At 68.6% G+C, this 23,154-nt stretch carries 19 protein-coding genes and 1 tRNA gene; 8 read left to right on the top strand and 12 right to left on the bottom strand.

All coding sequences use genetic code 11. The annotated features are described in order from the left end of the window. Positions 1 to 53 precede the first annotated feature (53 nt). From thrB to argS, 5 genes are read right to left on the bottom strand one after another with little or no spacing between them, the layout of a single operon-like run. Entirely contained in the window at positions 54 to 995 is a 942-nt protein-coding gene (gene thrB, locus HCA44_RS16895; RefSeq protein WP_169650450.1) for a homoserine kinase, read from the bottom strand. A 35-nt stretch (positions 996 to 1,030) separates the two neighbouring features. Continuing rightward, complete coding sequence (thrC, locus tag HCA44_RS16890; protein WP_169650448.1) at positions 1,031 to 2,113, bottom strand: threonine synthase; 1,083 nt, start codon at positions 2,111 to 2,113, stop codon at positions 1,031 to 1,033. Next, the gene (locus HCA44_RS16885; protein WP_346764767.1) at positions 2,110 to 3,423 is read right to left on the bottom strand and encodes a homoserine dehydrogenase; all 1,314 of its coding nucleotides are present in this window, start codon (positions 3,421 to 3,423) and stop codon (positions 2,110 to 2,112) included. Before HCA44_RS16885 ends, thrC begins: the two co-directional genes overlap by 4 nt. Then, positions 3,423 to 4,841 carry a diaminopimelate decarboxylase gene (gene lysA, locus HCA44_RS16880; RefSeq protein ID WP_169650446.1) on the bottom strand — a complete coding sequence of 473 codons (1,419 nt, stop codon included), beginning with the start codon at positions 4,839 to 4,841 and terminating at the stop codon, positions 3,423 to 3,425. The genes HCA44_RS16885 and lysA overlap by 1 nt, the downstream gene beginning before the upstream one ends. Next, positions 4,838 to 6,490 carry an arginine--tRNA ligase gene (gene argS / locus HCA44_RS16875; RefSeq protein ID WP_169650444.1) on the bottom strand — a complete coding sequence of 551 codons (1,653 nt, stop codon included), beginning with the start codon at positions 6,488 to 6,490 and terminating at the stop codon, positions 4,838 to 4,840. Before argS ends, lysA begins: the two co-directional genes overlap by 4 nt. Before the next feature lie 305 nt (positions 6,491 to 6,795). On the opposite strand from argS, the gene HCA44_RS16870 reads away from it, so the two are divergent. Continuing rightward, a complete protein-coding gene (locus tag HCA44_RS16870) occupies positions 6,796 to 7,707 on the top strand; it encodes a DUF3105 domain-containing protein (protein ID WP_169650443.1) in 912 nt (303 codons plus the stop codon). A gap of 16 nt (positions 7,708 to 7,723) precedes the next feature. After that, positions 7,724 to 8,455: a DUF305 domain-containing protein gene (locus HCA44_RS16865; RefSeq protein ID WP_169650442.1), complete on the top strand. Its 732-nt coding sequence runs from the start codon at positions 7,724 to 7,726 to the stop codon at positions 8,453 to 8,455. A 27-nt stretch (positions 8,456 to 8,482) separates the two neighbouring features. Here the strand turns inward: HCA44_RS16865 and HCA44_RS16860 are convergent, their stop codons facing one another. Continuing rightward, positions 8,483 to 10,861 (bottom strand): phosphoketolase family protein, encoded by a 2,379-nt coding sequence (locus HCA44_RS16860; RefSeq protein WP_169650441.1) that lies wholly within the window; start codon positions 10,859 to 10,861, stop codon positions 8,483 to 8,485. Positions 10,862 to 11,053: 192 nt separating this feature from the next. Here HCA44_RS16860 and HCA44_RS16855 point away from each other — a divergent pair. The 5 genes from HCA44_RS16855 (at position 11,054) to HCA44_RS16835 (ending at position 16,763) form a co-directional block, all read left to right on the top strand. Continuing rightward, positions 11,054 to 11,126: transfer RNA gene (locus tag HCA44_RS16855), tRNA-Arg, on the top strand. Between the two features lie 290 nt (positions 11,127 to 11,416). Next, the gene (locus HCA44_RS16850) at positions 11,417 to 12,580 is read left to right on the top strand and encodes a hypothetical protein (protein WP_169650440.1); all 1,164 of its coding nucleotides are present in this window, start codon (positions 11,417 to 11,419) and stop codon (positions 12,578 to 12,580) included. Then, positions 12,577 to 13,377 (top strand): SDR family oxidoreductase, encoded by an 801-nt coding sequence (locus HCA44_RS16845; RefSeq protein WP_346764766.1) that lies wholly within the window; start codon positions 12,577 to 12,579, stop codon positions 13,375 to 13,377. The genes HCA44_RS16850 and HCA44_RS16845 overlap by 4 nt, the downstream gene beginning before the upstream one ends. Before the next feature lie 58 nt (positions 13,378 to 13,435). Then, positions 13,436 to 14,587, top strand: a complete 1,152-nt coding sequence (locus HCA44_RS16840; protein WP_169650439.1) for a sulfotransferase — start codon at positions 13,436 to 13,438, stop codon at positions 14,585 to 14,587. Positions 14,588 to 14,708: 121 nt separating this feature from the next. Then, positions 14,709 to 16,763 carry a neutral/alkaline non-lysosomal ceramidase N-terminal domain-containing protein gene (locus HCA44_RS16835; RefSeq protein WP_169650438.1) on the top strand — a complete coding sequence of 685 codons (2,055 nt, stop codon included), beginning with the start codon at positions 14,709 to 14,711 and terminating at the stop codon, positions 16,761 to 16,763. 12 nt (positions 16,764 to 16,775) lie between these two features. Here the strand turns inward: HCA44_RS16835 and HCA44_RS16830 are convergent, their stop codons facing one another. Next, entirely contained in the window at positions 16,776 to 17,450 is a 675-nt protein-coding gene (locus HCA44_RS16830) for a universal stress protein (RefSeq protein ID WP_169650436.1), read from the bottom strand. A gap of 83 nt (positions 17,451 to 17,533) precedes the next feature. Between HCA44_RS16830 and HCA44_RS16825 the strand changes: the two genes are divergently transcribed. Then, entirely contained in the window at positions 17,534 to 18,043 is a 510-nt protein-coding gene (locus tag HCA44_RS16825; RefSeq protein WP_169650434.1) for a MarR family transcriptional regulator, read from the top strand. Positions 18,044 to 18,052: 9 nt separating this feature from the next. On the opposite strand, the gene HCA44_RS16820 is transcribed toward HCA44_RS16825, so the two are convergent. The 5 genes from HCA44_RS16820 to HCA44_RS16800 all read right to left on the bottom strand — a co-directional run bounded on the left by HCA44_RS16820 (position 18,053) and on the right by HCA44_RS16800 (position 23,154). Further along, positions 18,053 to 19,174 (bottom strand): nitronate monooxygenase family protein, encoded by a 1,122-nt coding sequence (locus HCA44_RS16820; RefSeq protein ID WP_169650433.1) that lies wholly within the window; start codon positions 19,172 to 19,174, stop codon positions 18,053 to 18,055. A gap of 80 nt (positions 19,175 to 19,254) precedes the next feature. Then, positions 19,255 to 20,031: an enoyl-CoA hydratase gene (locus tag HCA44_RS16815; protein ID WP_169650431.1), complete on the bottom strand. Its 777-nt coding sequence runs from the start codon at positions 20,029 to 20,031 to the stop codon at positions 19,255 to 19,257. Beyond that, positions 20,028 to 20,945 carry a 3-hydroxyisobutyrate dehydrogenase gene (mmsB, locus tag HCA44_RS16810; protein ID WP_240945586.1) on the bottom strand — a complete coding sequence of 306 codons (918 nt, stop codon included), beginning with the start codon at positions 20,943 to 20,945 and terminating at the stop codon, positions 20,028 to 20,030. Before mmsB ends, HCA44_RS16815 begins: the two co-directional genes overlap by 4 nt. Continuing rightward, positions 20,942 to 22,006, bottom strand: a complete 1,065-nt coding sequence (locus HCA44_RS16805; RefSeq protein ID WP_169650427.1) for an enoyl-CoA hydratase/isomerase family protein — start codon at positions 22,004 to 22,006, stop codon at positions 20,942 to 20,944. The genes mmsB and HCA44_RS16805 overlap by 4 nt, the downstream gene beginning before the upstream one ends. Beyond that, positions 22,003 to 23,154, bottom strand: a complete 1,152-nt coding sequence (locus HCA44_RS16800) for an isobutyryl-CoA dehydrogenase (RefSeq protein ID WP_169650425.1) — start codon at positions 23,152 to 23,154, stop codon at positions 22,003 to 22,005. Before HCA44_RS16800 ends, HCA44_RS16805 begins: the two co-directional genes overlap by 4 nt.

Genomic DNA, 23,154 nt, shown 5'->3' with positions numbered 1-23,154 from the left:
GGGTCGGTCGAGACGAACTTGCCGCCGGCCTCCCCACGTCGGAACCCGTACGGTCAGGACACGTATACGCCGTCGCTGACCGCGAGGTCGAGGACGCGCAGCCCCTCTGCCTGCGCCGCAGCACGAAGTTCGTCCGGGAATGCGCCCGTGCACAGTGCGAGCACCGTCGGCCCCGCGCCGGACACAGTGGCCGCGATGCCTGCGGACCGCAGTCGGGCGATCCAGCGGGTGGTGAGCGGAAGCGCGGGCGCGCGCTGCGCTTGGTGCAGCAGGTCCTCCGTGGCAGGCATCAGCAGGTCGGGACGCTGTGTGAGCGCCACCACGAGCAATGCACTGCGGCTCGCGTTGAATGCCGCGTCGCCGTGCGGAACGGTCGCAGGCAACAGCCCCCGCGTGTGCGCCGTGGCCGAGCGGTCCTCCGGCACGAGCGCCACCGCGCGGATCGACGGGTGCACGCCGATGCGCACGGCGCGGAACTCCCGCGCGGACGCGGACGGCTCACCCGGCTCGGGAGTGACGCTCCACGACACGACCGCACCGCCGAGCACACTCGCCGACGCGTTGTCGGGATGCCCTTCGAACTCCGACGACAGCTGCACGAGTTGTTCGTCGGTGAGTCCGGCGAATCCGTCGAGCTTGCGTACCAGTCCGTTCGCCGCGGCGAGTCCGCCGACTGCGGCGGACGCCGACGACCCGAGGCCACGCGAATGCGGGATCACGTTGCGGCACAACACGTCGAGACCCGCCGCCCACACGCCCGCCGCTTCGAGGCCACGCTCGACGGCGCGCACCACGAGGTGCGACGGATTGCACGGGACGTCGTCGGCCCCCTCCCCCTCGACGGTGACGGTGAGCCCTGAAGCCGTTGTCGTCACGGTGATCTCGTCGTACAAACCGAGCGCGAGGCCGAGCGAGTCGAAACCCGGGCCCAGGTTGGCGCTCGACGCGGGAACGCGGGCGGTGACGGTGAGGCCGGTCGGCAGGGTGGTGGTCATCGGAGGCTGCTCGTGTGTTGCCGCAGAGCGTGGCACTATGCCAGCTCGAGTGCCGACGCGACCGCGACCGGGTCGACCGGAATCGGTTCGACGTGGGGCATTCCCGCGAGCGCGGTGTCCGGATCCTTGAGCCCGTTACCGGTGACCGTGCACACCACTGTGAGGCCCGAATCGAGCCAGCCCTCCTTGCGCGCCGCGAGCAGACCGGCGACACTCGCAGCCGACGCGGGCTCGACGAAAACGCCTTCGGTGGCGGCGATCAGCCGGTACGCCTCGAGGATCTCGTCGTCGGTGGCAGCACGGAATGCGCCGCCCGATTCCTCCTTCGCGTCGACTGCGCCGTGCCACGACGCGGGCGAACCGATGCGGATCGCGGTGGCGACGGTCTCGGGGTCCTTGACGGGGGCGCCGTGCACGAGCGGTGCGGCACCCGCGGCCTGCACGCCGAGCATGCGGGGCTTGACCGTGGTGACTCCGTCCGCGAAGTACTCGGAGTAGCCACGCCAGTAGGCGGTGATGTTGCCGGCATTGCCGACCGGGAGTGCGTGGACGTCGGGGGCCTTGCCGAGGGCGTCGCAGATCTCGAACGCCGCCGTCTTCTGCCCCTCGATGCGCACCGGATTGACCGAGTTGACGAGGGCGATCGTCGGGAACTCGGCGGTGGTCTTGCGTGCGAGCTCGAGGCAGTCGTCGAAGTTGCCCTCGACCTGGATGATCTTGGCGCCGTGCATGACCGCCTGCGCGAGCTTGCCCATCGCGATCTTGCCCTGCGGCACCAGCACCGCGCACGTCATACCCGCGCGCGCCGCGTACGCGGCCGCCGACGCGGACGTGTTGCCGGTGGACGCGCACAGCACGGCGCGCTGGCCGCGCGCGAGCGCGTCGGTGACGGCCATCGTCATGCCGCGATCCTTGAACGACCCGGTGGGATTGAGGCCCTCGACCTTGAGATGGACGTCGCAGCCCGTGAGTTCGGACAGGTGCGCCGCCGGGATGAGCGGCGTGCCACCCTCACGCAAGGTGACGGGCTTCCAGTCCGGGCCGATGGCCAGCCGGTCCCGATACGCTTCGATGAGCCCGGGCCAGGGAGTGTGGACGGCGGACGAGGTGCCGGTCATTGTTGGGTGCCTTCCAATCGCAGCACGCTGGTGACTGCAGTGACGAATTCGAGTTTGCCGAGAGCTTCCACGGTGTCGGAGAGAGCCGCGTCGGTGGCAGTGTGCGTGACTACGACGAGCCGGGCGCCGTCGCCTGCACCCTCCTGGCGCACCGTCGAAATGCTAACCCCATGCGCCGCGAACTCCGCAGCCACCGCCGACAGTACGCCCGCCTTGTCGGTGACCTGCATGTTGACGAAGTAGCGCGTCGTGATGTCGCGCATGGGCGCGACCTCGAGGTTCGCGTACCGCGATTCGCGCGGCCCGCGACCGCCGTTGACCTTGTTGCGTGCGGCCATCACGAGATCGCCCATCACGGCCGACGCGGTGGGGGCGCCGCCCGCACCCTGCCCGTAGAACATCAGCCGTCCTGCGTTCTCCGCCTCGACGACGACCGCGTTGAACGCGCCGCCCACCGAGGCGAGCGGATGCGACAGCGGCACCAGCGCGGGGTACACGCGCGCCGACACCCGCTCCCTGCCGTCGGCCGAACGGACCCGCTCGCAGATCGACAGCAGCTTGATCGTGCAGTCGAGTGCGCGCGCCGACTCGAAGTCGGCGGGCGTGATGGTCGAGATGCCCTCGCGGTGGACGTCCGCGGCGGTGACGCGGCTGTGGAAGGCGATCGACGCGAGGATCGCGGCCTTGGCCGCGGCGTCGTAGCCTTCGACGTCCGCGGTGGGATCGGCTTCGGCGTACCCGAGCCGCCCCGCCTCCGCAAGCGTCTCGGCGTAGTCCGCACCCGTGTCGTCCATGGCCGACAGAATGAAATTCGTTGTGCCGTTGACGATTCCGGCAACCTGGTTCACGCGGTCGCCTGCGAGCGACTGCGTGAGAGGCCGGATGACCGGGATCGCGCCCGCCACCGACGCCTCGAAGTACAGGTCGACGTTCTTCGATTCGGCCGCTTCGGCGAGCTCGCCCGTGTGCTCGGCGAGCAGCGCCTTGTTGGCCGTGACGACCGACTTGCCCGACCCGAGGGCCGACAGGATCAGCCGTCGCGCGTAGTCGATACCACCGATCACCTCGACGACGATGTCGACGTCCTCGCGGGCGACGAGCGCTTCGGCATCGGACGTGAACAGTGCCGGATCGAGACCGCGATCCCTCGAGGTGTCCCGTACCGCGATGCCCCGCAGCTCGAGTCGCGCGCCCACGCGCTGCTCGAGATCCGCGGCCTGGTCACGGATGATGCGCACCACCTCGCTGCCGACATTGCCGAACCCGAGAACGGCGACACCGATTGCCCGGTGCTCCCGCGCATTCACCACTACGACACCTCCAAAGCGATCAGATCGTCCAGTGTTTCGCGTCGCAGCACGACACGCGAATGGCCGTCGCGGACCGCGACGACCGCAGGCCTGCCGAGCATGTTGTAGCGGCTCGACATCGAATAGCAGTATGCACCGGTGGCAGCGACCGCCAGCAGGTCGCCGGGTACGACATCGCCCGGCATCCACATGTCGCGGATCACGATGTCGCCGCTCTCGCAGTGCTTGCCGACGACACGCGCGACGACGGGTGCCGATTCGCTCGCCCTCGACACGAGCTTGCACTCGTACTCGGCCTGGTAGAGGGCGGTGCGGATGTTGTCGCTCATGCCGCCGTCGACGCTGACGTACCGGCGCGACGCGTGCGCGTCGACCTGCACGTCCTTGATCGTGCCGACCTCGTAGAGAGTAACGGTGCCCGGTCCGGCGATCGCGCGACCGGGTTCGACGGCGAGCACCGGTTCGGGCAGACCCGCGAGCGCGGACTCGTGGCGCACGATGTCGCGCAGCTTGGCGGCGAGTTCGGCGATCGGCGGCGGGTCGTCGGACGGGATGTACGAGATGCCCATGCCGCCGCCCAGGTCGATCAGCGAGATCTGGCTCGTCTTCTCGACGCCGAACTCGGCGACGACGTCGCGCAGCAGGCCGATGACGCGGTGCGCCGCCGCTTCGAAGCCGTCGACGTCGAAGATCTGCGAGCCGATGTGGCTGTGCAGACCCACCAGCCGCAGGTTCTCGGCCGCGAACACCTGTCGTACGGCGGCCATCGCGTCGCCGCCTGCGAGGGAGAAGCCGAACTTCTGGTCCTCGTGCGCGGTCGAGATGAACTCGTGTGTGTGGGCTTCGACGCCGACCGTGACCCGGATCAGGACGTCCTGTACGACTCCTGCGTCGCGCGCGACCACGTCGAGGCGATCGATCTCCCAGGTCGAGTCGAGCACGACGTGTCCGACGCCCGCCTCGACCCCCGCCCGAAGCTCGGCCACCGACTTGTTGTTGCCGTGCATCGCGATCCGCTCGGCGGGAAAGCCCGCGTGCAGCGCGACGGCGAGCTCGCCGCCCGACGCGACATCGAGAGAGAGCCCCTCCTGCGCCACCCAGCGGGCAATCTCGCTGCACAGGAACGCCTTCGACGCGTAGTGCACGCGTGCGTCCGGGCCGAACGCCGAGACCATGTCGCGGCAGCGCGACCGGAAGTCGTCCTCGTCGATCACGAACAGCGGCGTGCCGTACTCGGCCGCGAGGGCCGTGACGGGCACACCCGCGATCCGCATCTCGCCGTCGTCGCCGCGTTCGGCGCCGCGCGGCCAGACCGCGGGTGCGAGCGCGTTCATCTCGCCGGCGTCGGCCGGTCGTTCGGGCAGCCCGGGCGCGTGCACGAGTTCCGCGTGCTTGGGCCCGGCGGGGTGCGCGTTCACATCTGCTCCGGTGCGCTGACGCCGAGCAGGCCGAGGCCGTTCGCGAGAACCTGACGGCTCGCCCGGCACAGTGCGAGACGCGCCGTGTGGATCGGTGCCGGATCCTCGTCGCCCTGCGGCAGCACCCGGTTGGCGCCGTAGAAGCGGTGATAGGCACCTGCGAGCTCTTCGAGGTAACGCGCGATGCGGTGCGGTTCGCGCAGGCTCGCCGCGCTCGCGACGACACGCGGGTACTCGCCGAGCGTGCGGATCAGGTCACCCTCCTGGTCCGACGTGAGCAACGCGAAGTCGGGATCGGCGGTGGGCACCGCGAGATCGCGGGCCGAACGCAGGATGGACGAGAGGCGTGCGTGCGCGTACTGCACGTAGTACACGGGATTCTCGTTGCCTTCGCTCGCCCACAGTTCGAGATCGATGTCGATGCTCGTGTCGACGGACGAACGCACGAGCGAGTAGCGCGCGGCGTCGACACCGATCATCTCGACGAGGTCGTCGAGGGTGACGACGGTGCCCGCCCGCTTGCTCATCTTGACGGCCTTGCCGTCGCGCACGAGGTTGACCATCTGCCCGATCAGCACCTCGACGGTGTCGGGGTCGTCGTCGAATGCTGCCGCGGCCGCCTTGAGCCGGCCGATGTAGCCGTGGTGGTCGGCACCGAGCATGTAGATGTTGAGGTCGAACCCGCGACCACGCTTGTCCTGGAAGTACGCGATGTCACCCGCGATGTACGCGGCGTTGCCGTCGCTCTTGATGACGACGCGGTCCTTGTCGTCGCCGAAGCGGGTGCTCTCGAGCCACCACGCGCCGTCCTTCGGGTACAGATTGCCGGACGCCTTGAGCGTCTCGACAGCGCGTTCGACGGCGCCCGACTCGAACAGCGAGTTCTCGTGGAAGTACACGTCGAAGTCGACGCCGAACTCGTGCAGGGTGCGCTTGATGTGCGCGAACATCAGGTCGACGCCGATCGACCGGAACACCTCCTGGCGTTCGGCTGCGGGCAGCGTGAGCACGTCGGGACGGCGTTCGATCACCTGGTTCGCGATCTCGACGATGTAGGCCCCCGCGTAGCCGTTCTCGGGCGTGGGTTCGCCGAGCGCGGACGCCACCAGCGAGCGTGCGAACCGGTCGATCTGCTCGCCGTGGTCGTTGAAGTAGTACTCGCGGGTGACCTCGGCGCCCTGCGTCGTGAGAATGCGGCCGAGCGCGTCGCCGACGGCCGCCCAGCGGGTGCCGCCGAGGTGGATCGGGCCGGTGGGATTGGCCGACACGAATTCGAGGTTGATGCGCGTGCCCGCGAGCGTGCCCGCGTTGCCGTAGGCCGTGCCCCCGGCGAGGACGTCGGCGACGATCTGCCCCTGCGCGTCCGCGGCGAGCCGGATGTTGAGAAAGCCCGGTCCGGCGACGTCGGCACTGTCGATGCCGTCGGTTTCGGCGAGGGCCGTCGCGAGCCAGCCCGCGAGATCCCGAGGAGCGGTGCCCGCCTTCTTCGCCACCTGCATCGCGACATTCGTGGCGTAGTCGCCGTGCTCGGGATTGCGCGGGCGCTCGACGGTGAGCGTCTCGGGCAGCACGGACGCGTCGAGGCCGCGCTCCGCGAGCACCTTCGCGGTGGTCGCGTGCAGCAGTTCGGCAAGATCAGCGGGAGTCACAGGTATCCATCCTATTGGTTCGCCGACAGCAGGCGTGACCGGACTTCGCCAGGGCGGGCGTGACCGGACCCGGACGGCGATCACCGCAGATGAACGCCCGTCGCGGCAACGTGACGCGGCGCACCCGCACCGGTGCCCTCTCCCAGCCCTTCCTCAGGTCGGGAACGTAGAGTGGGGTCGGCCCGAGACCGGGTCGCACCGCGGTGTGCCCTGCACACGGGGTCGGCGTGCGCGCGACACCCTCGCGAGTGGACACCTGGCTCGGGGCGAGTACCCCGGTCCCCGACAGCGAAAGTACTGACTTCATGCCCAGCGGTTCGGTCGGCCCCGGCAAGTCCGGCGCCAAATCGTCGAAGGCCATCAAAGCTGCCCAGAAGCAGGCTGCGAAAAAGAACGGTGGCGGCCAGCGCGGCGGCTCCGCGACGCGCGGTCCCCGCAACATTCCGTGGCTCACGATCGGCGCGGGTGCCGTCGTGGTGGCCCTCATCGCGGTACTCGCGATCAACCTGGTGCCCAAGTACCAGGCGAAGCAGGAGGCCGAGCGCTACGCGCCGACCGCCGAGAATCCCGACCCGTCGGATTCGATCGACGGTGTCGTCAAGGTCGACTACCCGGCAGGTATCCACGTGACGGCGGACCAGCGTGTCGCGTACGACCAGACCCCGCCGTTCGGCGGCCCGCACGACGGCGTGTGGGCGACCTGCACCGGCGTCGTCTACTCGGACGCGATCCGCACCGAGAACGCCGTGCACTCGCTCGAACACGGCGCCATCTGGATCACCTACAACCCGGACGCGCTGTCGCAGGAGGACGTCGACACGCTCGCGTCGAAGGTCGAGGGCAAGACGTACATGATGATGTCGCCGTACCCGGGCCTCGACTCGCCCGTCTCGCTGCAGTCGTGGGGCCACCAGCTCAAGCTGGACGGCGCGGACGACGAGCGAATCGACCAGTTCGTCACCGCTCTGCGCACCAACCAGAACACCTATCCCGAGGTGGGCGCGAGCTGCTCGAGCGTCCCGGGTTCGGGCTTCGACCCCGACAACCCGCCTGCGTTCGACGCGTCGGCACCCGGACCGGACGCCGTCCCCATGGACGGCGGCGGCATCACCCCGGACGCGTCGGAGACCTCGGGCGGCATGCAGTTGCCCGCCGGCGCCCAGCTGCCGGCGGATGCCCAACTGCCCGCCGACCTCCAGGCACCGGCCGGCCAGTAACACGACAGGAGCAGTGATGACCGACGACGCCGACGCCTCGAACGACACACCGACCGCCACCGGGCGGCGCAGTCAGCGCCCGGCGCTGCTCGTGATCGGCGCGATCGGCCTCCTCGTTCTCGGCGCGGCCGTCGGTCTGCTGCTCGCGCTGCCACTGCGCGACGACGCTCCCGCGACGCCTGCGGCGGACTCGGTCGACGTCGGTTTCGCACAGGACATGAGCGTGCACCACAGCCAGGCGGTCGAGATGTCGGCCATCGCGCTCACCGGCACGTCCGATCCGGGTGTGCGCTCGCTCGCGTACGACATCCTCACGACGCAGCAGGAGCAGCTGGGCCGCATGCAGGCGTGGCTGTCGCTGTGGGGCCAGCCGGGTATGCCCTCGGGCGGTTACATGGCGTGGATGACCGAGCCGTCCGGCGACGCCCATTCGGGTCACGGTGACGCGCACGACTCCGGCGACATGCACCACTCGGGACCGACCGACTCGATGCCGGGCATGGCATCGTCGGCGGACATGGCGGCACTGCGTCAGGCCACGGGCACCGAGGCCGACGTGCTGTTCCTTCAACTGATGCTGCGCCACCACGAGGGCGGGCTGCCGATGATGCAGTACGGCGCGCAGTACGCCTCCGTCGGCGACGTCCGCGACCTCGCGCAGACGATGGTCGACACGCAGGAGGGCGAGTCGCGTCTGATGACCGACATGCTCGCGCAACGCGGTGCGCAGCCGCTGCCCGTGAACTGACCCGCCCGCGGGCTCTGGACCGCTTGGTCAGGACCACGTCCAGTCGCGGACTTCCGGCATGTCTTCGAGGTGCTCGACCACGTAATGGCGGTGCCGTTCGAGCTGCGACCGGCAGTACTCCGCCAGTTCGTCGGCGCCTGCCGGGCGCCATGTCGCACGGCGCAGCGCTTCGAGCGCCAGGTGGTACCGGCTCATCCGGTTGAGCACGACCATGTCGAACGGCGTGGTCGTCGTGCCCTGTTCCATGAACCCGCGAACGTGGAAGCGGTCGGCGTCGGGGCGGCCGTGCAGCAACTCGTGCACCGCCCGCGAATACCCGTGGAACGCGAAGATGCAGTGCACGTCGTTCGTGAACAGCGCCTCGAACTTCTCGTCGGAGAATCCGTGCGGGTGGTCGTCCGGGGGCAGCAGCGCCATGAGGTCGACGACGTTGACGACGCGGGTGACCAGGTCCGGCGTGTGATCGCGGAGCAGCTGGGCCGCCGCGAGCAACTCCTGCGTCGGCACGTCGCCCGCCGACGCCAGCACGATGTCGGGACGCCTGCCCCCTTCTCGTTCGGTGCTCGCCCAGCGCCAGACCGACGCCCCGGCGGCACAGTGCTCGTCGGCCTCGTCGAGGGTGAGGTACTGCAGGTGGGGCTGCTTGTCGACGACGATCAGGTTCACGTGGTCGACGCTGCGGAAGCAGTGGTCCGCGATCGACAGGAGCGTGTTCGAGTCCGGCGGCAGCCAGATGCGCACCACCTCGGGTGAGAGCGGGCTCACCGCATCGATCATGCCGGGGCCCTGGTGACTGAAGCCGTTGTGGTCGTTGCGCCAGCACGTGCTCGTCAACAGGATGTTGAGCGACGACACCGGAGCGCGCCACGGGAGTTCCTGCGCGTGCTGCAGCCACTTCGTGTGCTGGATGATCATCGACGCACACACCATCGTGAACGCCTCGTAGCTCGCGAACAGCCCGTGCCTGCCGGTCAGCAGGTAGCCCTCGAGCCAGCCTTCGCACATGTGCTCGCTGAGGACCTCCATGACGCGGCCGGTCGACGATTCGTTCTCGTCGTACGACTCGACCGGCAACTGCCAGCACCGGTCGGTGGCCTCGAACACGGCGCCGAGGCGGTTGCTGTTCGTCTCGTCGGGTGAGAACAACCGGAACGTTCCGCCTCCGTCGGGTGTGGTGGTGGCACGGTAGATGTCACGCATCAGCTCGCCGAGTACACGCGTCGTCTCGTGGAATGTCGTGCCGGGCGCCGGCACGTCGAGTGCGTAGTTCTCGAGCGGCGGGATCGGCAGCTCGGTGCGCAACCGCCCACCGTTGGTGTAGGGCGACGCGCTCATCCTCTTGTCGCCAGCAGGCGCGAGTGCCCGCAAGCGCTCGACCAGCGTGCCGCGTTCGTCGAACAGTTCGTCGGGGCGATACGACCGCATCCACCGTTCGAGTTGTGCGAGATGCTCCGGGTTGGTGCGCACCCCCGACAACGGCACCTGGTGTGCGCGGAAGGTGCCTTCGACGCGCTTGCCGTCCACCTCGCGCGGCCCCGTCCAGCCCTTCGGGGTGCGCAATACGATCGCGGGCCACGTGACGCCCTGCATCGGGTCGCCCTGGCGCGCCGCGTGTTGAATCGCCGCGATCTTCTCGTGGGCGTCGACGAGCGCGCGGTCGAGCGCGCGGAAGACCGCGGGCGGGTCGTCGCCCTCGACGAGAACGGGATCCCAACCCTGCCCCGACAGATACGCGTCGATGTCGGTGTCGACGGTGCGGCCGGGCACGGTGGGCCCCGAGATCTTGGCTCCGTTGAGATGCAGGATCGGCAGGACGGCCCCGTCGCGCGCGGGATTGAGGAAGGGCGGCAGCTTCCACGAGCCCGACAGCGGGCCGGTCTCGGACTCGCCGTCGCCGATGACGCACGCGACGACGAGATCCGGGTGGTCGAATGCGGCGCCCGCCGCGTGCACGAGTGCGTAACCGAGTTCGCCACCCTCGTGGATGCTGCCGGGAGTCTCGACGCTCACGTGGCTCGGGATCCCACCGGGGGTGGAGAACTGGCGGCACAGTCGCGACAACCCCGCGGCATCGGTGGACACGCCGGGGTAGATCTCCGAGTACGTGCCTTCCAGGTAGGTCGACGCCACGATCGCCGGACCACCGTGGCCGGGGCCGGCGATGTAGATCCACTCGGTGCCGGTGTTGCGAATGTGCCGGTTGAGCAGCGTGTAGATCATCGACAAGCCGGGGCTCGTCCCCCAGTGCCCGAGCAGTCGCGGCTTGATGTGCTCCGGCGCGAGCGGTTCGCGCAGCAACGTGTTGTCCTGCAGATAGATCTGCGCGACGGTCAGGTAGTTGGCCGCTGCCCACCATTCGAGGTCGAGTGCGAGATCGGCATCGGAGTACTGCTGCTGATCGGTCATCTACGACGTCTCCTGAGCTCACGTACGGGTCCGTGCGCCTGAGCCTATGCTCGACTCGTCGGGCTCGGGCGGTTTCCGCGGACGCCCGGACGGGGCGTCGACCGACACCGGCGCGGGCCCGATTTGCGGTGCCCGGTAGTCGATGCGCTAGGCTGATCCCGCCCGACCGGCTTACCGGCATCGTTCCGGTACGCCCCCGTAGCTCAGGGGATAGAGCGTTCGCCTCCGGAGCGAAAGGTCGCAGGTTCGAATCCTGCCGGGGGCACCGTTTCTTCGATTCTCCATCCGAAGTCCGGTGCCATGCGCATTCAGCCGTTGTCCGCCGGTTCCGAGGCAGTGATCGAGCGGATCTCCGAACCCAGCACAGTGGCATACGCGGTAGCGTTCCGTTCTCCTGCTCGCGCCGGTCCTTGCTCGCGCCGGCTGCCTCCGCACTCGACACAGGGTGCGCGAATCCACATGAGTCGGCCCGTAGCCGAAGAACCCTCGGACCTGCGGAGATTCGCGCCCTTCGGCTCCATTGACCGCAACTAGAACACGTTCTATCGTGCAGGAGTGCTGACAGATCCCTTCACACGCGCCGTCGGCGAAGCCGAGCGGCTCGTCGCGGCAGCTCCCCACATTCGCACCGAGCAGGACCTGCTCGACGGCTACCGATATCTCGCAGGCGGGATCGTCGCGACGACGCAGTCGACGTGGGCGATGGACCGTGCGCAACCCGAATTCCTGTCCGGCACCGGGCCGCACACCAAGATGGGCCTCGACAACCCGGACACCCTCTACTTCGGCGCACGCATCTCCGACGACGTCGAGTACGTGGTGCGCGGCATCCGCGGAACCACCACCGATCTCAGCTTCCAGGTCTTGAGCGGCAACTACACCGATTCGAACGTCCCGGAAGGTGGCACCGCGTTCGACGACCGCGCTCTCGAGATCGAGCCCGACGGCACCTTCGAGGTGCGCTTCGGTCCGGAATCCGGCGACGGTCGCCGCAATTACGTTCAGCTTCCCGCCGGCGCCACGCAGCTCGTGGCACGCGAGGTGTACAACGACTGGACCCAGCGCCGGGGCACGCTCACGATCGCGCGCGCCGACAACGGATCGTTGCCCAAGCCGCTCACCCACGAAGCCGTCGAACGCAAGTGGGAGCGGGCGGGCGAAGCGCTCGTGACGCGCGTCAAGACGTGGCTGCAGTTTCCCGAGTGGTTCTACCTCAACCTGCCCGTCAACTCGCTCACCGAACCACGGCTGACGCCGGGAGGCCTGGCAACACAGTATTCGTCCGTCGGGCACTACGACATCACCGACCGCCAGGCGATCGTGATCACGGTGCCGAAATCGGATGCGCCCTACCAGGGTTTCCAGCTCGGCAGCATGTGGTATATCTCGCTCGACTACGTCAACCACCAGACGTCGCTCACGTCCGCGCAGGCGCAGACGGACCCCGACGGGATGATCCGGCTCGTCGTCGCGGAACGCAATCCCGGTGTCGCGAACTGGATCGAGACCACGGGGCATCTGCGCGGCTACCTCCAGTTCCGATGGCAGCGACTCGCGCGCGAGCTCACCGCGGCCGACGGCCCGCAACTCGAGGTCGTCGACCTCGACGACGTGCCCGCGCACCTGCCGTACTACGACTCGAACACGATCGACGCGCAGTCGTTCACCGAGCGCATCGCGGCGAGACGGCTCGGCATCGCGTCGAGGATGCTCTCGTGACCGCGGGCGAGCAGGCGTGGACCCCGTTGGCAGGCAAGGTGGTCGTGGTGTCCGGCGTCGGCCCGGGCCTGGGCCGCACACTCGCGCTGCGCTGCGCAGGCGCGGGCGCCGACGTCGTACTCGCGTCGCGTACGCAGGAGCGGCTCGACGCGGTCGCCGCGGAGGTCGAGGGCCTCGGCCGCGGGGCGCTCGCGGTGGCCACCGACATCACCGACGACAGCGCCGCGCACGCTCTCGTCGACGCCGCACTCACCAGGTTCGGCCGGATCGACACGCTCGTCAACAACGCCTTTGCCGTGCCGTCGATGAAACCTTTGGCCCGCACCGGTTTCGAGGGCATCCGTGATGCATTCGAGCTCACCGTCCTCGGCGCGCTGCGGCTCACGCACCTGTGCACCGACGCCCTCGCCGACGCGAAGGGATCGGTCGTCAACGTCAACTCGATGGTGCTGCGGCATTCCCAGGAACGCTACGGCAGCTACAAGATCGCCAAGTCGGCGCTGCTCGCGGCGTCGCAGTCACTCGCCACCGAACTCGGACCACGCGGAATCAGGGTCAATTCGGTTGCACCGGGCTACATCTGGGGCGATACCCTGCAGGCTTACTTCGCACACCAGGCCGACAAGTACGGCACCACCGTCGAACAGATCTACGACCACACCGCGGCGGGCACCGATCTGCGCCGCCTTCCCACGATGGACGAGGTCTCCGACGCGATCCTGTTCCTCGCGTCCGATCATGCGAGCGGGGTCACCGGGCAGTGCCTGGACGTCAACTGCGGCGAATACCACCACTGAACTCCCCGCGAGTACGGCGGGCACTGCGCGCGACCACCCCGCGTGCGAAAGGAGCACCATGACCGAACGGACCACCGTCGGCACCGTCGAAGACCTCCACGCGTCCGCGACCCGGCTGACCGGGCTCGACGACTTCGGCACCGACGACTACACCGAGGCGCTGCAGGTCCTGCTCGAGTCGTACGCACGCGACGAGAAGCTGACTCCGCTCGGCAGCAAGATGTCGCGATACTTCCTCCGAGGGGCGCTCGTCGCGCGACTGCTCAGCGAATCCGCGTGGCAGCGCCATCCCGAACACACCGACGTGTCGATCGAGCGTCCGATCTTCGTCACCGGCTTGCCGCGCACCGGCACGACCGCGCTGCACCGTCTGCTCACCGCCGACCCCGCCAATCAGGGCCTCGAGATGTGGCTCGCGGAGATGCCGCAGCCGCGCCCGCCGCGCGAGCAGTGGGCGGACGATCCCGTCTTCCAGGGCATCCAGGCAGGATTCGAGAAGCACCACGTCGAGCATCCCGAATTCATGGGCGTGCACTACATGTCCGCGTCCGAGGTCGAGGAATGCTGGCAGCTGCTGCGGCAGTCGTTCACGTCGGTCTCCTACGAATGCCTGGGCCACCTGCCGTCGTACTCGCGTTGGCTCGAGGGCGTCGACTGGACGGGCGCCTACGCCCGGCACCGCAAGAACCTGCAACTCATCGGTCTCCACGATCGCGAACGCCGGTGGGTACTCAAGAATCCGAGTCATCTGTTCGCACTCGACGAGTTGATGGCCGTCTATCCGGATGCGCTCGTGGTGCAGACGCACCGCGACCCCCGCACGATCGTGCCGTCGGTGTGCAGCCTCGCGGCACATGCCACCGACGGCTGGTCCGAACGCTTCCGCGGCGACGTCATCGGCCGCGACCAGCTCGAGTTGTGGGCTCGTGGGCTGGAGACGTTCGAGCAGGCGCGCCGCGCATACGATCCCGCGCAGTTCCTCGACGTGGACTATCAGGATTTCGTCGCCGATCCGCTCGGCACCGCCGCGGAGGTCTACCACCACTTCGATCTGCCGCTCGGGCCGTCGGCCACGGTCGCGATGGAAGCCCTGCACGACGAGAGCCGCACGGGCGAACGTAAACCGGCGCATCGCTACACCCTCGAAGAATTCGGGCTCACGACGGCCGACGTCGACGCGCGGTTCGGGAGCGTCGCCCGCCCCGTGTGACGGAAGGCCGGCCGAATCGGTCGTCCCCTCTGGTCTTCTCGGCGCCGACCACATACGATCTGGACACTCGACCAAGAAGGCCAGACCGTCGCCGCTCGGCCGCCGATCTTCCGGAGGCAGTATGCAACTCTCCCGCAGGCAGGCACTCACCGCGTTCGCCGCCACGTCCACCGCAGCGGCCCTCGCCGTCGGCCGGCCCGCGGCCGCGGGCGCCGCCCCCGCGGCGACCGACGGCTATCTCGTCGGCGCGGGCATGTCCGACATGACCGGCGCGATCGCGGGCCAGGGCATGATGGGCTACTCCGAAGCCGACCAGATCGCGGAAGGCCTGCGCCAGCGAGTGTTCGCGCGTGCGTTCGTGGTGGTCGACGCGGGCTCGGGTTCACGGGTCGCGTACGTGAACGCCGACATCGCGTGCGTGTTCGACTCGATCCATCTGACCGTGCTGAAACGGCTCGCCGAGCTCTACGGCGACCTCTACACCGAGCGCAATGTCATGCTCACCGCGACCCACAACCACAACTCGTGCGGTGGCACGGCGTGGGACTTCGCGTACACGCTCGCGTCGAGCGGATTCCGCCGCAACAGCTTCGAGGCCGAGGTCGACGGCGTCGTCGAGGCCATCGTCGCCGCGCACGACTCGCTCGCACCCGGCACCGTCTCCCTCGGCCGCAGCGAGCTGCACGACGCGAGTGCCAATCGTTCCGCGGAGGCCTTCGATCGCAACCCGGAAGACGACAAGGCGCACTTCCCCGACAAGATCGATCCCGCGGTCACCGTGCTGCGATTCCGCCAGGGCGGCCGCGACATCGGTGCGATCACGTGGTTCGCGACGCACGGCACGTCGCTCACCGACAAGAACCGCTACATCAGCCCCGACAACAAGGGCTACGCGAGTTATCTGTGGGAACACGAGGAGAAGGGCGTACGCCACCTCGACGGGCCCGCATCGTTCGTTGCCGCGTTCTCTCAGACCAATGCAGGCGACATGACGCCGAACCTGTTCGTCCGCAAGATGCAACCGGGCGGGCCCACCGACGACAACCCCACCAACGCGCGGATCATCGGCGAACGACAGTACGACGCAGGCAAATCCGCATTCGACTCGGCGGCGTCGATGTCTTCCGGTGGCGTCGATTCGGTGTTCCGGTACATCGACATGTCGAATCAGCAGGTCGACGGACGGTTCACACACGACGGCGTGCCCGGGTACACGACGCCCGCGGTGATGGGCGCCGCCGCGGCGGCAACCAGCATGGAGGACAACTGGTTCAGCCAGCTGGCGTTCCTCGAAGAGGGCATGCTCAATCCGGTCGTCACCGCATTCGGCGGCACCGAGGTGCCGGTGTCGAGGTCGATCGTCGACGCGCAACTGCCCAAGTTGCATCTGTTCCCACTCGGTCTGATGCCGCCGGCTCCGTGGGTGCCGCACGTTCTGCCGCTGCAGATCATGCGCATCGGCGATCTGGTGCTCGTCGGCCTGCCCGCCGAGGCCACGATCGTTGCCGGACTTCGCATTCGGCGCGCAGTCGCGAACGAACTCGCGGTCCCGCTCGAGAACGTCCTCGCGCACGGATACGCCAACAGCTACTCGCAGTACATCACCACGCCCGAGGAGTACGACGCGCAACAGTACGAAGGCGGCGAGACGCTGTACGGGCGCTGGACCCTTCCCGCATACGTGCAGGGGCTCACCGCGCTGGCGGCGTCGATGCGCGACGGCGTCGCCGCCCCGCGTGGCCCGGCCCCGCTCGACAAGTCCGGCTTCCAGCCCGACCTGTTGGCGCCCGTCCCACCGGACGCGCCCGCGCCCGGGCTGCCGTTCGGCGCGGTGACACTCGCGCCCGCGCCGTCGTACGGGAGCGACGACACCGTCACGGTCGAGTTCGCGGGCGCTCACCCGAACAACGACCTCAAGCGGAGATCCACGTACCTCGAGGTGCAGCGGCTCGACGACGGCACCTGGCGCCGTGTCGCCGACGACAACACCTACGAGACGACACTGCACTGGGAGCGGCCCGCGGGCAGCATGGACCGTTCGACCATCCGGATCACGTGGCAGATCCCGGCGGGCACGGACGGCGGCCGCTATCGCATCGAGCACTACGGGGTGGCGCGTGACGCGGCGGGAACGCTCACGCCGTACACCGGGTCGGCGGAGTTCGACGTCCACTGACCGCGGGCAGGCTCAGTCCCCCCACGCGGTGCGGGACGGGCCTGCCCGCAGCGCGGACTCGAGATCCTCGGCGAGCACGAGGCCGTCGGCCACCGTCACCTCGCGTACGCCCCCTCCGTAGGGGAAGACGAAGATGCCGTGGTCGAAATCGGTCTGCACCTCCTTGAAGAACACGCCGTCGACATCCCCTGCGCCGGGATCGCCCTCGAAGACCAGCGCGAACTCGGTGTCCGAACGCCGATGCAGCACCGCCCGCGTGCCGCCTTCGTATTCCCATTCGTCGGGCTCGTCGGCCCGCTCCCACGGCACGACGTGCAGGTCGGCCGCGGGCACGTCGTCGAGCAGCACGTCGACGATCGAGCCGCCCACGAGCGAGGACCACAGGCTTTCCGATCGTTGCCCGATCACGATCTGCGTCGCATTCCGCTCGCGCGCCGCGTCGCGGACGGTGCCGATGATGTCGTGCGATCTGCCGCGCACGTGCGCGAAGGTGGCGCCGCTGCCCTCCGCGAGCGATTGGAACCGCGCGATGTCGACGGCGCGGTCGTTGGCGAACGCGTCGTGCTGCGAGTCGAACACCAGGACGTGCAATTGCGCACCCGAGGCGCCCGCGAGCTCGAGCGCACGACGGATCAGCCGTGTCCCGTTGTGTCCGTAGTTCACGCACACGAGCATTCGCTCAGTCATCACGTCTCCCCGTTCTCGCACCGGTCCCGATCGCGAACCTGCGACGGATACCCCGACGTGCGGGGGCATGAAACAATCGGTACATGGCTGCACCGTCTCCGCTCCCCCTCGACCCGATCGAGGAGGCCCACCGACAGTGGACCGCGCACGGCTGGGGTCCGGTCGCCGACGGCATGGCCGCGGTCACGTCGGTCATGCGCGCGCACCAGATCATGATGGCCCGCGTCGAGGAGGTGCTCCGGCCCTACGGACTCACCTTCGCGCGCTACGAGTTGCTGACGCTGCTCACGTTCACCCGCTCGGGCGCGCTCCCGATGGCGAAAGCCAGTGCCCGGCTTCAGGTGCATCCCACGAGCGTCACGAATGCCGTCGACCGGCTCGAGAAGGCCGGGCTGGTGCGGCGCGTGCCGCACCCCACAGACCGCCGAACGACCCTCGTCGAGATCACCGACGAGGGCCGTTCGATCGCGGTCGATGCGACGCACACACTCAACGACGCGGTATTCGCCAATCCAGGCCTCACCGGCCAGGGTCAGCGGGCGCTCGTCGACATCCTCACCGAGTTGCGACGCAACGCGGGCGACTTCGAGTAGCGCCTCGCCTCACGCGTCGGCGAGGCTTTCCAGGTTGCCGGTCGCATCGATGTATTCCGCGACCCACCGCTCGATGACTGCCGAGGTCTTTTCGACCTTCTCGAACTGGCCGACCACCTGGCCGACGGGATTGAACGCGACATCGACGGTCTGGTCCGGGTACTTGTGGGTGGCGGCGACGGCCATACCGGAGACCATGTACTGCAACGGCATTCCGAGCGGGTCGGGATTGTTCTCGTCTTCCCACGCCTCGGTCCAGTCGTTGCGCAGCATGCGACAGGGCTTTCCGGTGAACGAACGGCTGCGCACCGTGTCGCGGCTTCCCGCGTCGACGTAGGCGGCCTGCTGCACCGGCGTGTTCTCGGCTTCCTCGACCATGAGCCACTGCGATCCGCTCCACGCGCCCTGAGCGCCGAGGGCGAGCGCAGCGGCGACCTGCTGACCGCTGCCGATGCCGCCCGCCGCAAGCACGGGGCGAGGCGCGACCGCCTTGACGACTTGAGGCCACAGCACGATCGAGCCGACCTCGCCGCAGTGGCCGCCGCCTTCTCCGCCCTGCGCGATGATGATGTCGCCGTCTGCATCGGCATGCTTGCGGGCCTGCTCGGGGGAGCCGCACAGCGCAGCCACCTTGCGCCCCGAGGCGTGGATCTTGTCGATCATGTCCTCCGGCGGCGTTCCGAGGGCGTTGGCGATCAGGCTCACCTTGGGGTGCTGCAGCGCGATCTCGACCTGCGGCGTGGCAGTGGCCTCGGTCCAGCCGAGCAGCTGCAACGAGTTGTCGTCGTCCTCGCTGAGCGGCACGCCGTGATCGACGAGGAGCTTGCGTCCGAAGTCGAGCGTCTCGGCCGGGACCATCGACTGCAGCAGCGTGGTCAGCTCTTCTGCCGACATGTCGGTGTCCATGCCCTCGTACTTGTTCGGGATCACGATGTCGACACCGTAGGGGTGGTCGCCGATGTGTTCGTCGATCCACTGCAGCTCGATCTCGAGCTGTTCCGGCGTGAAGCCCACCGCACCGAGCACGCCGAATCCGCCCGCCTTGGAGACCGCGACGACGACGTCGCGACAGTGGGTGAACGCGAAGATCGGGAACTCGATGCCGAGCTCATCGCAGATCGGGGTGTGCATACGGACTCCTTCGGTGCGTCGGTCAGAGATAGAACGTGTTCTAAATCTGACCGACGCACCGGGTGGAGTCAAGGGCGCCCTCAGCCGTGGACGAACTCCGGCGAGCGCTTGTCGACGAACGCCGCCATGCCTTCCTTCTGGTCGGCGGTGGCGAACGTCGCGTGGAAGACGCGGCGCTCGAAGCGCACACCCTCCGCGAGGGTGGTCTCGAACGCGGCCGCGACGGCCTCCTTCGCCATCATCGCGACCGGAAGGGACATACCCGCAATCACTTCCGCGGTGTGCAGCGCTTCCTCGAGCAGACCCGCCGTCGGCACGACGCGGGCGACCAGACCGGCCCGTTCGGCCTCCTCGGCACCCATGTTGCGGCCGGTGAGCACCATGTCCATGGCCTTGGCCTTGCCGACCGCTCGGGTGAGCCGCTGCGAACCACCGATTCCGGGGATGACACCGAGCTTGATCTCGGGCTGGCCGAACTGCGCGTTCTCCGCGGCGAGGAGGATGTCGCAGATCATCGCGAGTTCGCACCCGCCGCCGAGTGCGTAGCCCGACACTGCCGCGATGGTGGGCGTGCGCACCGCCGCGAGGCGGTCCCATGCCGCGAAGAAGTCGTCGAGGTACACATCCATGTACGACTTCGACGACATCTCCTTGATGTCGGCACCCGCGGCGAAGGCCTTCTCCGATCCGGTGATCACGATCGCGCCGATTCCCCGGTCGCGGTCCAGCTCCTCGGCAGCCGAGACGACTTCGCGCATGACGGTGGAGTTGAGCGCGTTGAGCGCCTGGGGACGGTCGAGCGTGAGCAGTGCGACGCGACCGCGGCGTTCGACGCGGATGGTCTCGAATTCGGTCACCGTGCAGTGTCCTTCGTGTCGGTATCGGTTGCGGAGCCGCTGTGCGAACGGATGTCCTCGACGATGGCCGAGAAGTCGTTGACTCCCCCGCCAGCGGCGTTGTACGCATGGTAGATGTCTGCGGCCGCGAGCCCGAGCTTGGCGTCGACGCCGTTGCTGCGCACGGCGTTCGCCGCGAGCCCGAGATCCTTGTCCATGAGCGCCGCGGAGAAACCTGGCCGATAGTCGTTGTTCGCCGGGCTCGTGGGCACCGGCCCCGGCACCGGGCAGTTGGTGGTGAGCGCCCAGCACTGGCCCGACGCATTGGACGCGACGTCGAACAGTGCCTGGTTGGTCAGCCCGAGCTTCTCGCCGAGCACGAACGCCTCGCTCACCGCGATCATCGACGCACCGAGGATCATGTTGTTGCAGATCTTCGCGGCCTGGCCGTTGCCTGCTCCGCCACAGTGCACCACCTTGCGGCCCATCACGCCGAGCAACGGTTCTGCGGTGGCGAAGTCGTCGTCGGAGCCGCCGACCATGAATGCCAGGGTGCCGGCCGCCGCACCGACGACACCGCCGGACACCGGCGCGTCGAGGTTGCGGTGCCCCGCGGCGTGCGCCTTCTCGTGCGCCGCACGCGCATCCGCGACGTCGATCGTGGAGCTGTCGACGAACAGCGTGTCCGCCGGTGCGGCCGCGAGGATGTCGTCGTACAGATCGAGCACGTGCTTGCCGCTGGGCAGCATCGTGAAGACGACGTCGGCCTCACGCACCGCGTCGGTCGGCGAGTCGGCGACCGCCAGCCCGTCCGTGCGCGCCTGCTCCTGCGCTGCGGACACCGGGTCGTAGCCGGTGACATGGTGGCCGGCGGCGACCAGATTGGCGGCCATCGGGCCACCCATGTGGCCGAGCCCGAGGAAAGCGATCTTCATGACAGTCCTTTCGTCGGTTGGTGTGGTGCGAGGCCGAGCTCGTGGTCGCCGAGCGGTGCGAAGAACGCCGCGACGTCGCCGCGTGAGACGTCCTCGAGCGTCGCGGGCGACCACTGCGGGTTGCGGTCCTTGTCGATCACCTGTGCGCGGATGCCTTCCGCGAGATCGTGCGAACGCAGGCACGCCGTGGACACCCGGAACTCCTCGTCGAGCACGTCCTCGAGACTCGGCGCGGCGGCCGCACGGCGCAGCGATTCGAGTGTGACCGACAGCGCGAGGGGCGATTTCGCGAGAATCTGCTCGGCGGCCTTGGCCGCTGCCTCGCCGCCGTCGGCCTGCAGGCGGTCGACGATCTCGCCCACCGAGCCCGCCGAGTACGCGGCATCGATCCAGTCGCGCTGCGCGAGCAACTCCGACTCCGGGGCGGGTTCGGCGAACCGGGCCAGGGCGGCCTCGACCGACTCGGTCGCGAGGGCCGCGACGAACTCGTCGAGGCGTTCGGACGGCACGAAGTGGTCGGCGAAACCGCACGCGATCGCGTCGCCCGCACTGAGCCGGCTCGTGGTGAGCGCGACGTGCGTGCCGAGTTCGCCCGGAGCGCGGGAGAGCAGGTAGGTGCCGCCGACATCGGGTACGAAGCCGATTCCGGTCTCGGGCATGCCCACGGTCGACCGTTCGGTGACGATCCGGACGCTGCCGTGCGCCGAGACGCCGACGCCGCCGCCCATCACGATGCCGTCCATGATCGCGACGTACGGCTTGCGGTACGACGCGATCGCGGCGTTGAGGACGTACTCGTCGCGCCAGAAGTCGAGCGAGCCGGTGCCACCGCTGACGGCGTCGCGGTGGATCGACACGATGTCGCCGCCCGCACACAGGCCTCTCTCACCCGCACCGGTGAGCACGACGCAGCGCACCCTGTCGTCGTCGGACCATTCGAGCAACGCCGACGCCATCTGCTGGACCATGGCGTGGTTCAGCGCATTGATCGACTTCGGGCGGTTGAGGACGATACGGCCCACGCCGTCCTGAACGTCGATGAGAACTTCCGGCTCGCTCATGCGGCTCCTTGCGTGTTCGCGATCATGCTGCGCGACACGACCACGCGCATGATCTCGTTGCTGCCTTCCAGGATCTGATGCACTCGGAGATCCCGGACGATCTTCTCGATTCCGTACTCCGCAAGATAGCCGTAGCCGCCGTGCAGCTGGAGTGCGGTGTTGGCGACGTCGAATCCGGTGTCGGTGCAGAACCGTTTCGCCATCGCGCACAACTCGACCCGATCGGGCTCGTCGGCGTCGAGCGCGGCTGCCGCACGCCACAGCAGGGTGCGGGACGCCTCGAGCCCGGTACGCATGTCGGCGAGCTGGAACTGCAGTGCTTGCGACTGCACGAGCGGCGCGCCGAAAGCCGACCTGTCGCGCAGGTACGCGAGCGCGCGGTCGAGGGCCGACTGCGCGCCGCCGACCGAGCACGCGGCGATGTTCAGTCGGCCGCCGTTGATGCCGTTCATCGCGATGCGGAAGCCGTCGCCTTCGCTGCCGAGCCGGTGGCTCGCGGGAACACGAACGCCCTCCAGAATCACCTGGCGGGTGGGCTGCGCGTTCCAGCCCATCTTGATCTCGTCGGCCCCGAACGACAGCCCGGGCGTGTCCTTCTCGACCACGAATGCCGAGATGCCGCGCGGCCCCGCCTCGCCGGTGCGGGCCATCACGATGTACACATCGGACGTGCCCGCACCGGAGATGAACTGCTTGACGCCGTCGAGCACGTACTCGTCGCCGTCGGCGACCGCGCGTGTCGAGAGCGCCGCCGCGTCCGAGCCCGCACCGGGTTCGGTGAGGCAGTAGCTGCCGAGCAGGTCCATCGTGCACAACCGTGGCACCCACCGGCGGCGCTGGTCGTCGTCGCCGAATCGGTCGATCATCCACGTCACCATGTTGTGGATGGACGTGTACGCCGCGATCGACGGGCAACCCGTCGCGAGGGCTTCGAAGATTCGTGCGGCGTCGAGCCGGGTCAGGCCCGACCCGCCGACGTCCTCGCGCACGTACACACCGCCCATCCCGAGGCTCGCGGCCTTGCGGAGGACGTCGACGGGAAAGTGCTTGCTCTGGTCCCATTCGACGGCGTGCGGCGCGAGATACTCGTCGGCGAACTGACGGGCGGTGTCACGGATCGCCCGCTCGTCGTCGGTCATCGTGAACAT

Origin of the sequence: Rhodococcus sp. HNM0569 (genome assembly GCF_012726205.1) — a bacterium.
Classification (GTDB): domain Bacteria; phylum Actinomycetota; class Actinomycetes; order Mycobacteriales; family Mycobacteriaceae; genus Rhodococcus_F.
The sequence above is the reverse complement of the archived record's forward strand: the minus strand, read 5'-3'. Positions and strand labels throughout refer to the sequence as shown.

Coding starts and splice junctions, on each gene's coding strand:
- thrB (WP_169650450.1), bottom strand. CDS start 995: ATGACCACCACCCTGCCGACCGGCCTCACCGTCACCGCCCGCGTTCCC.
- thrC (WP_169650448.1), bottom strand. CDS start 2,113: ATGACCGGCACCTCGTCCGCCGTCCACACTCCCTGGCCCGGGCTCATC.
- HCA44_RS16870 (WP_169650443.1), top strand. CDS start 6,796: ATGCCCAGCGGTTCGGTCGGCCCCGGCAAGTCCGGCGCCAAATCGTCG.
- HCA44_RS16865 (WP_169650442.1), top strand. CDS start 7,724: ATGACCGACGACGCCGACGCCTCGAACGACACACCGACCGCCACCGGG.
- HCA44_RS16860 (WP_169650441.1), bottom strand. CDS start 10,861: ATGACCGATCAGCAGCAGTACTCCGATGCCGATCTCGCACTCGACCTC.
- HCA44_RS16840 (WP_169650439.1), top strand. CDS start 13,436: ATGACCGAACGGACCACCGTCGGCACCGTCGAAGACCTCCACGCGTCC.
- HCA44_RS16835 (WP_169650438.1), top strand. CDS start 14,709: ATGCAACTCTCCCGCAGGCAGGCACTCACCGCGTTCGCCGCCACGTCC.
- HCA44_RS16830 (WP_169650436.1), bottom strand. CDS start 17,450: ATGACTGAGCGAATGCTCGTGTGCGTGAACTACGGACACAACGGGACA.
- HCA44_RS16825 (WP_169650434.1), top strand. CDS start 17,534: ATGGCTGCACCGTCTCCGCTCCCCCTCGACCCGATCGAGGAGGCCCAC.
- HCA44_RS16820 (WP_169650433.1), bottom strand. CDS start 19,174: ATGCACACCCCGATCTGCGATGAGCTCGGCATCGAGTTCCCGATCTTC.
- mmsB (WP_240945586.1), bottom strand. CDS start 20,945: ATGAAGATCGCTTTCCTCGGGCTCGGCCACATGGGTGGCCCGATGGCC.
- HCA44_RS16805 (WP_169650427.1), bottom strand. CDS start 22,006: ATGAGCGAGCCGGAAGTTCTCATCGACGTTCAGGACGGCGTGGGCCGT.
- HCA44_RS16800 (WP_169650425.1), bottom strand. CDS start 23,154: ATGTTCACGATGACCGACGACGAGCGGGCGATCCGTGACACCGCCCGT.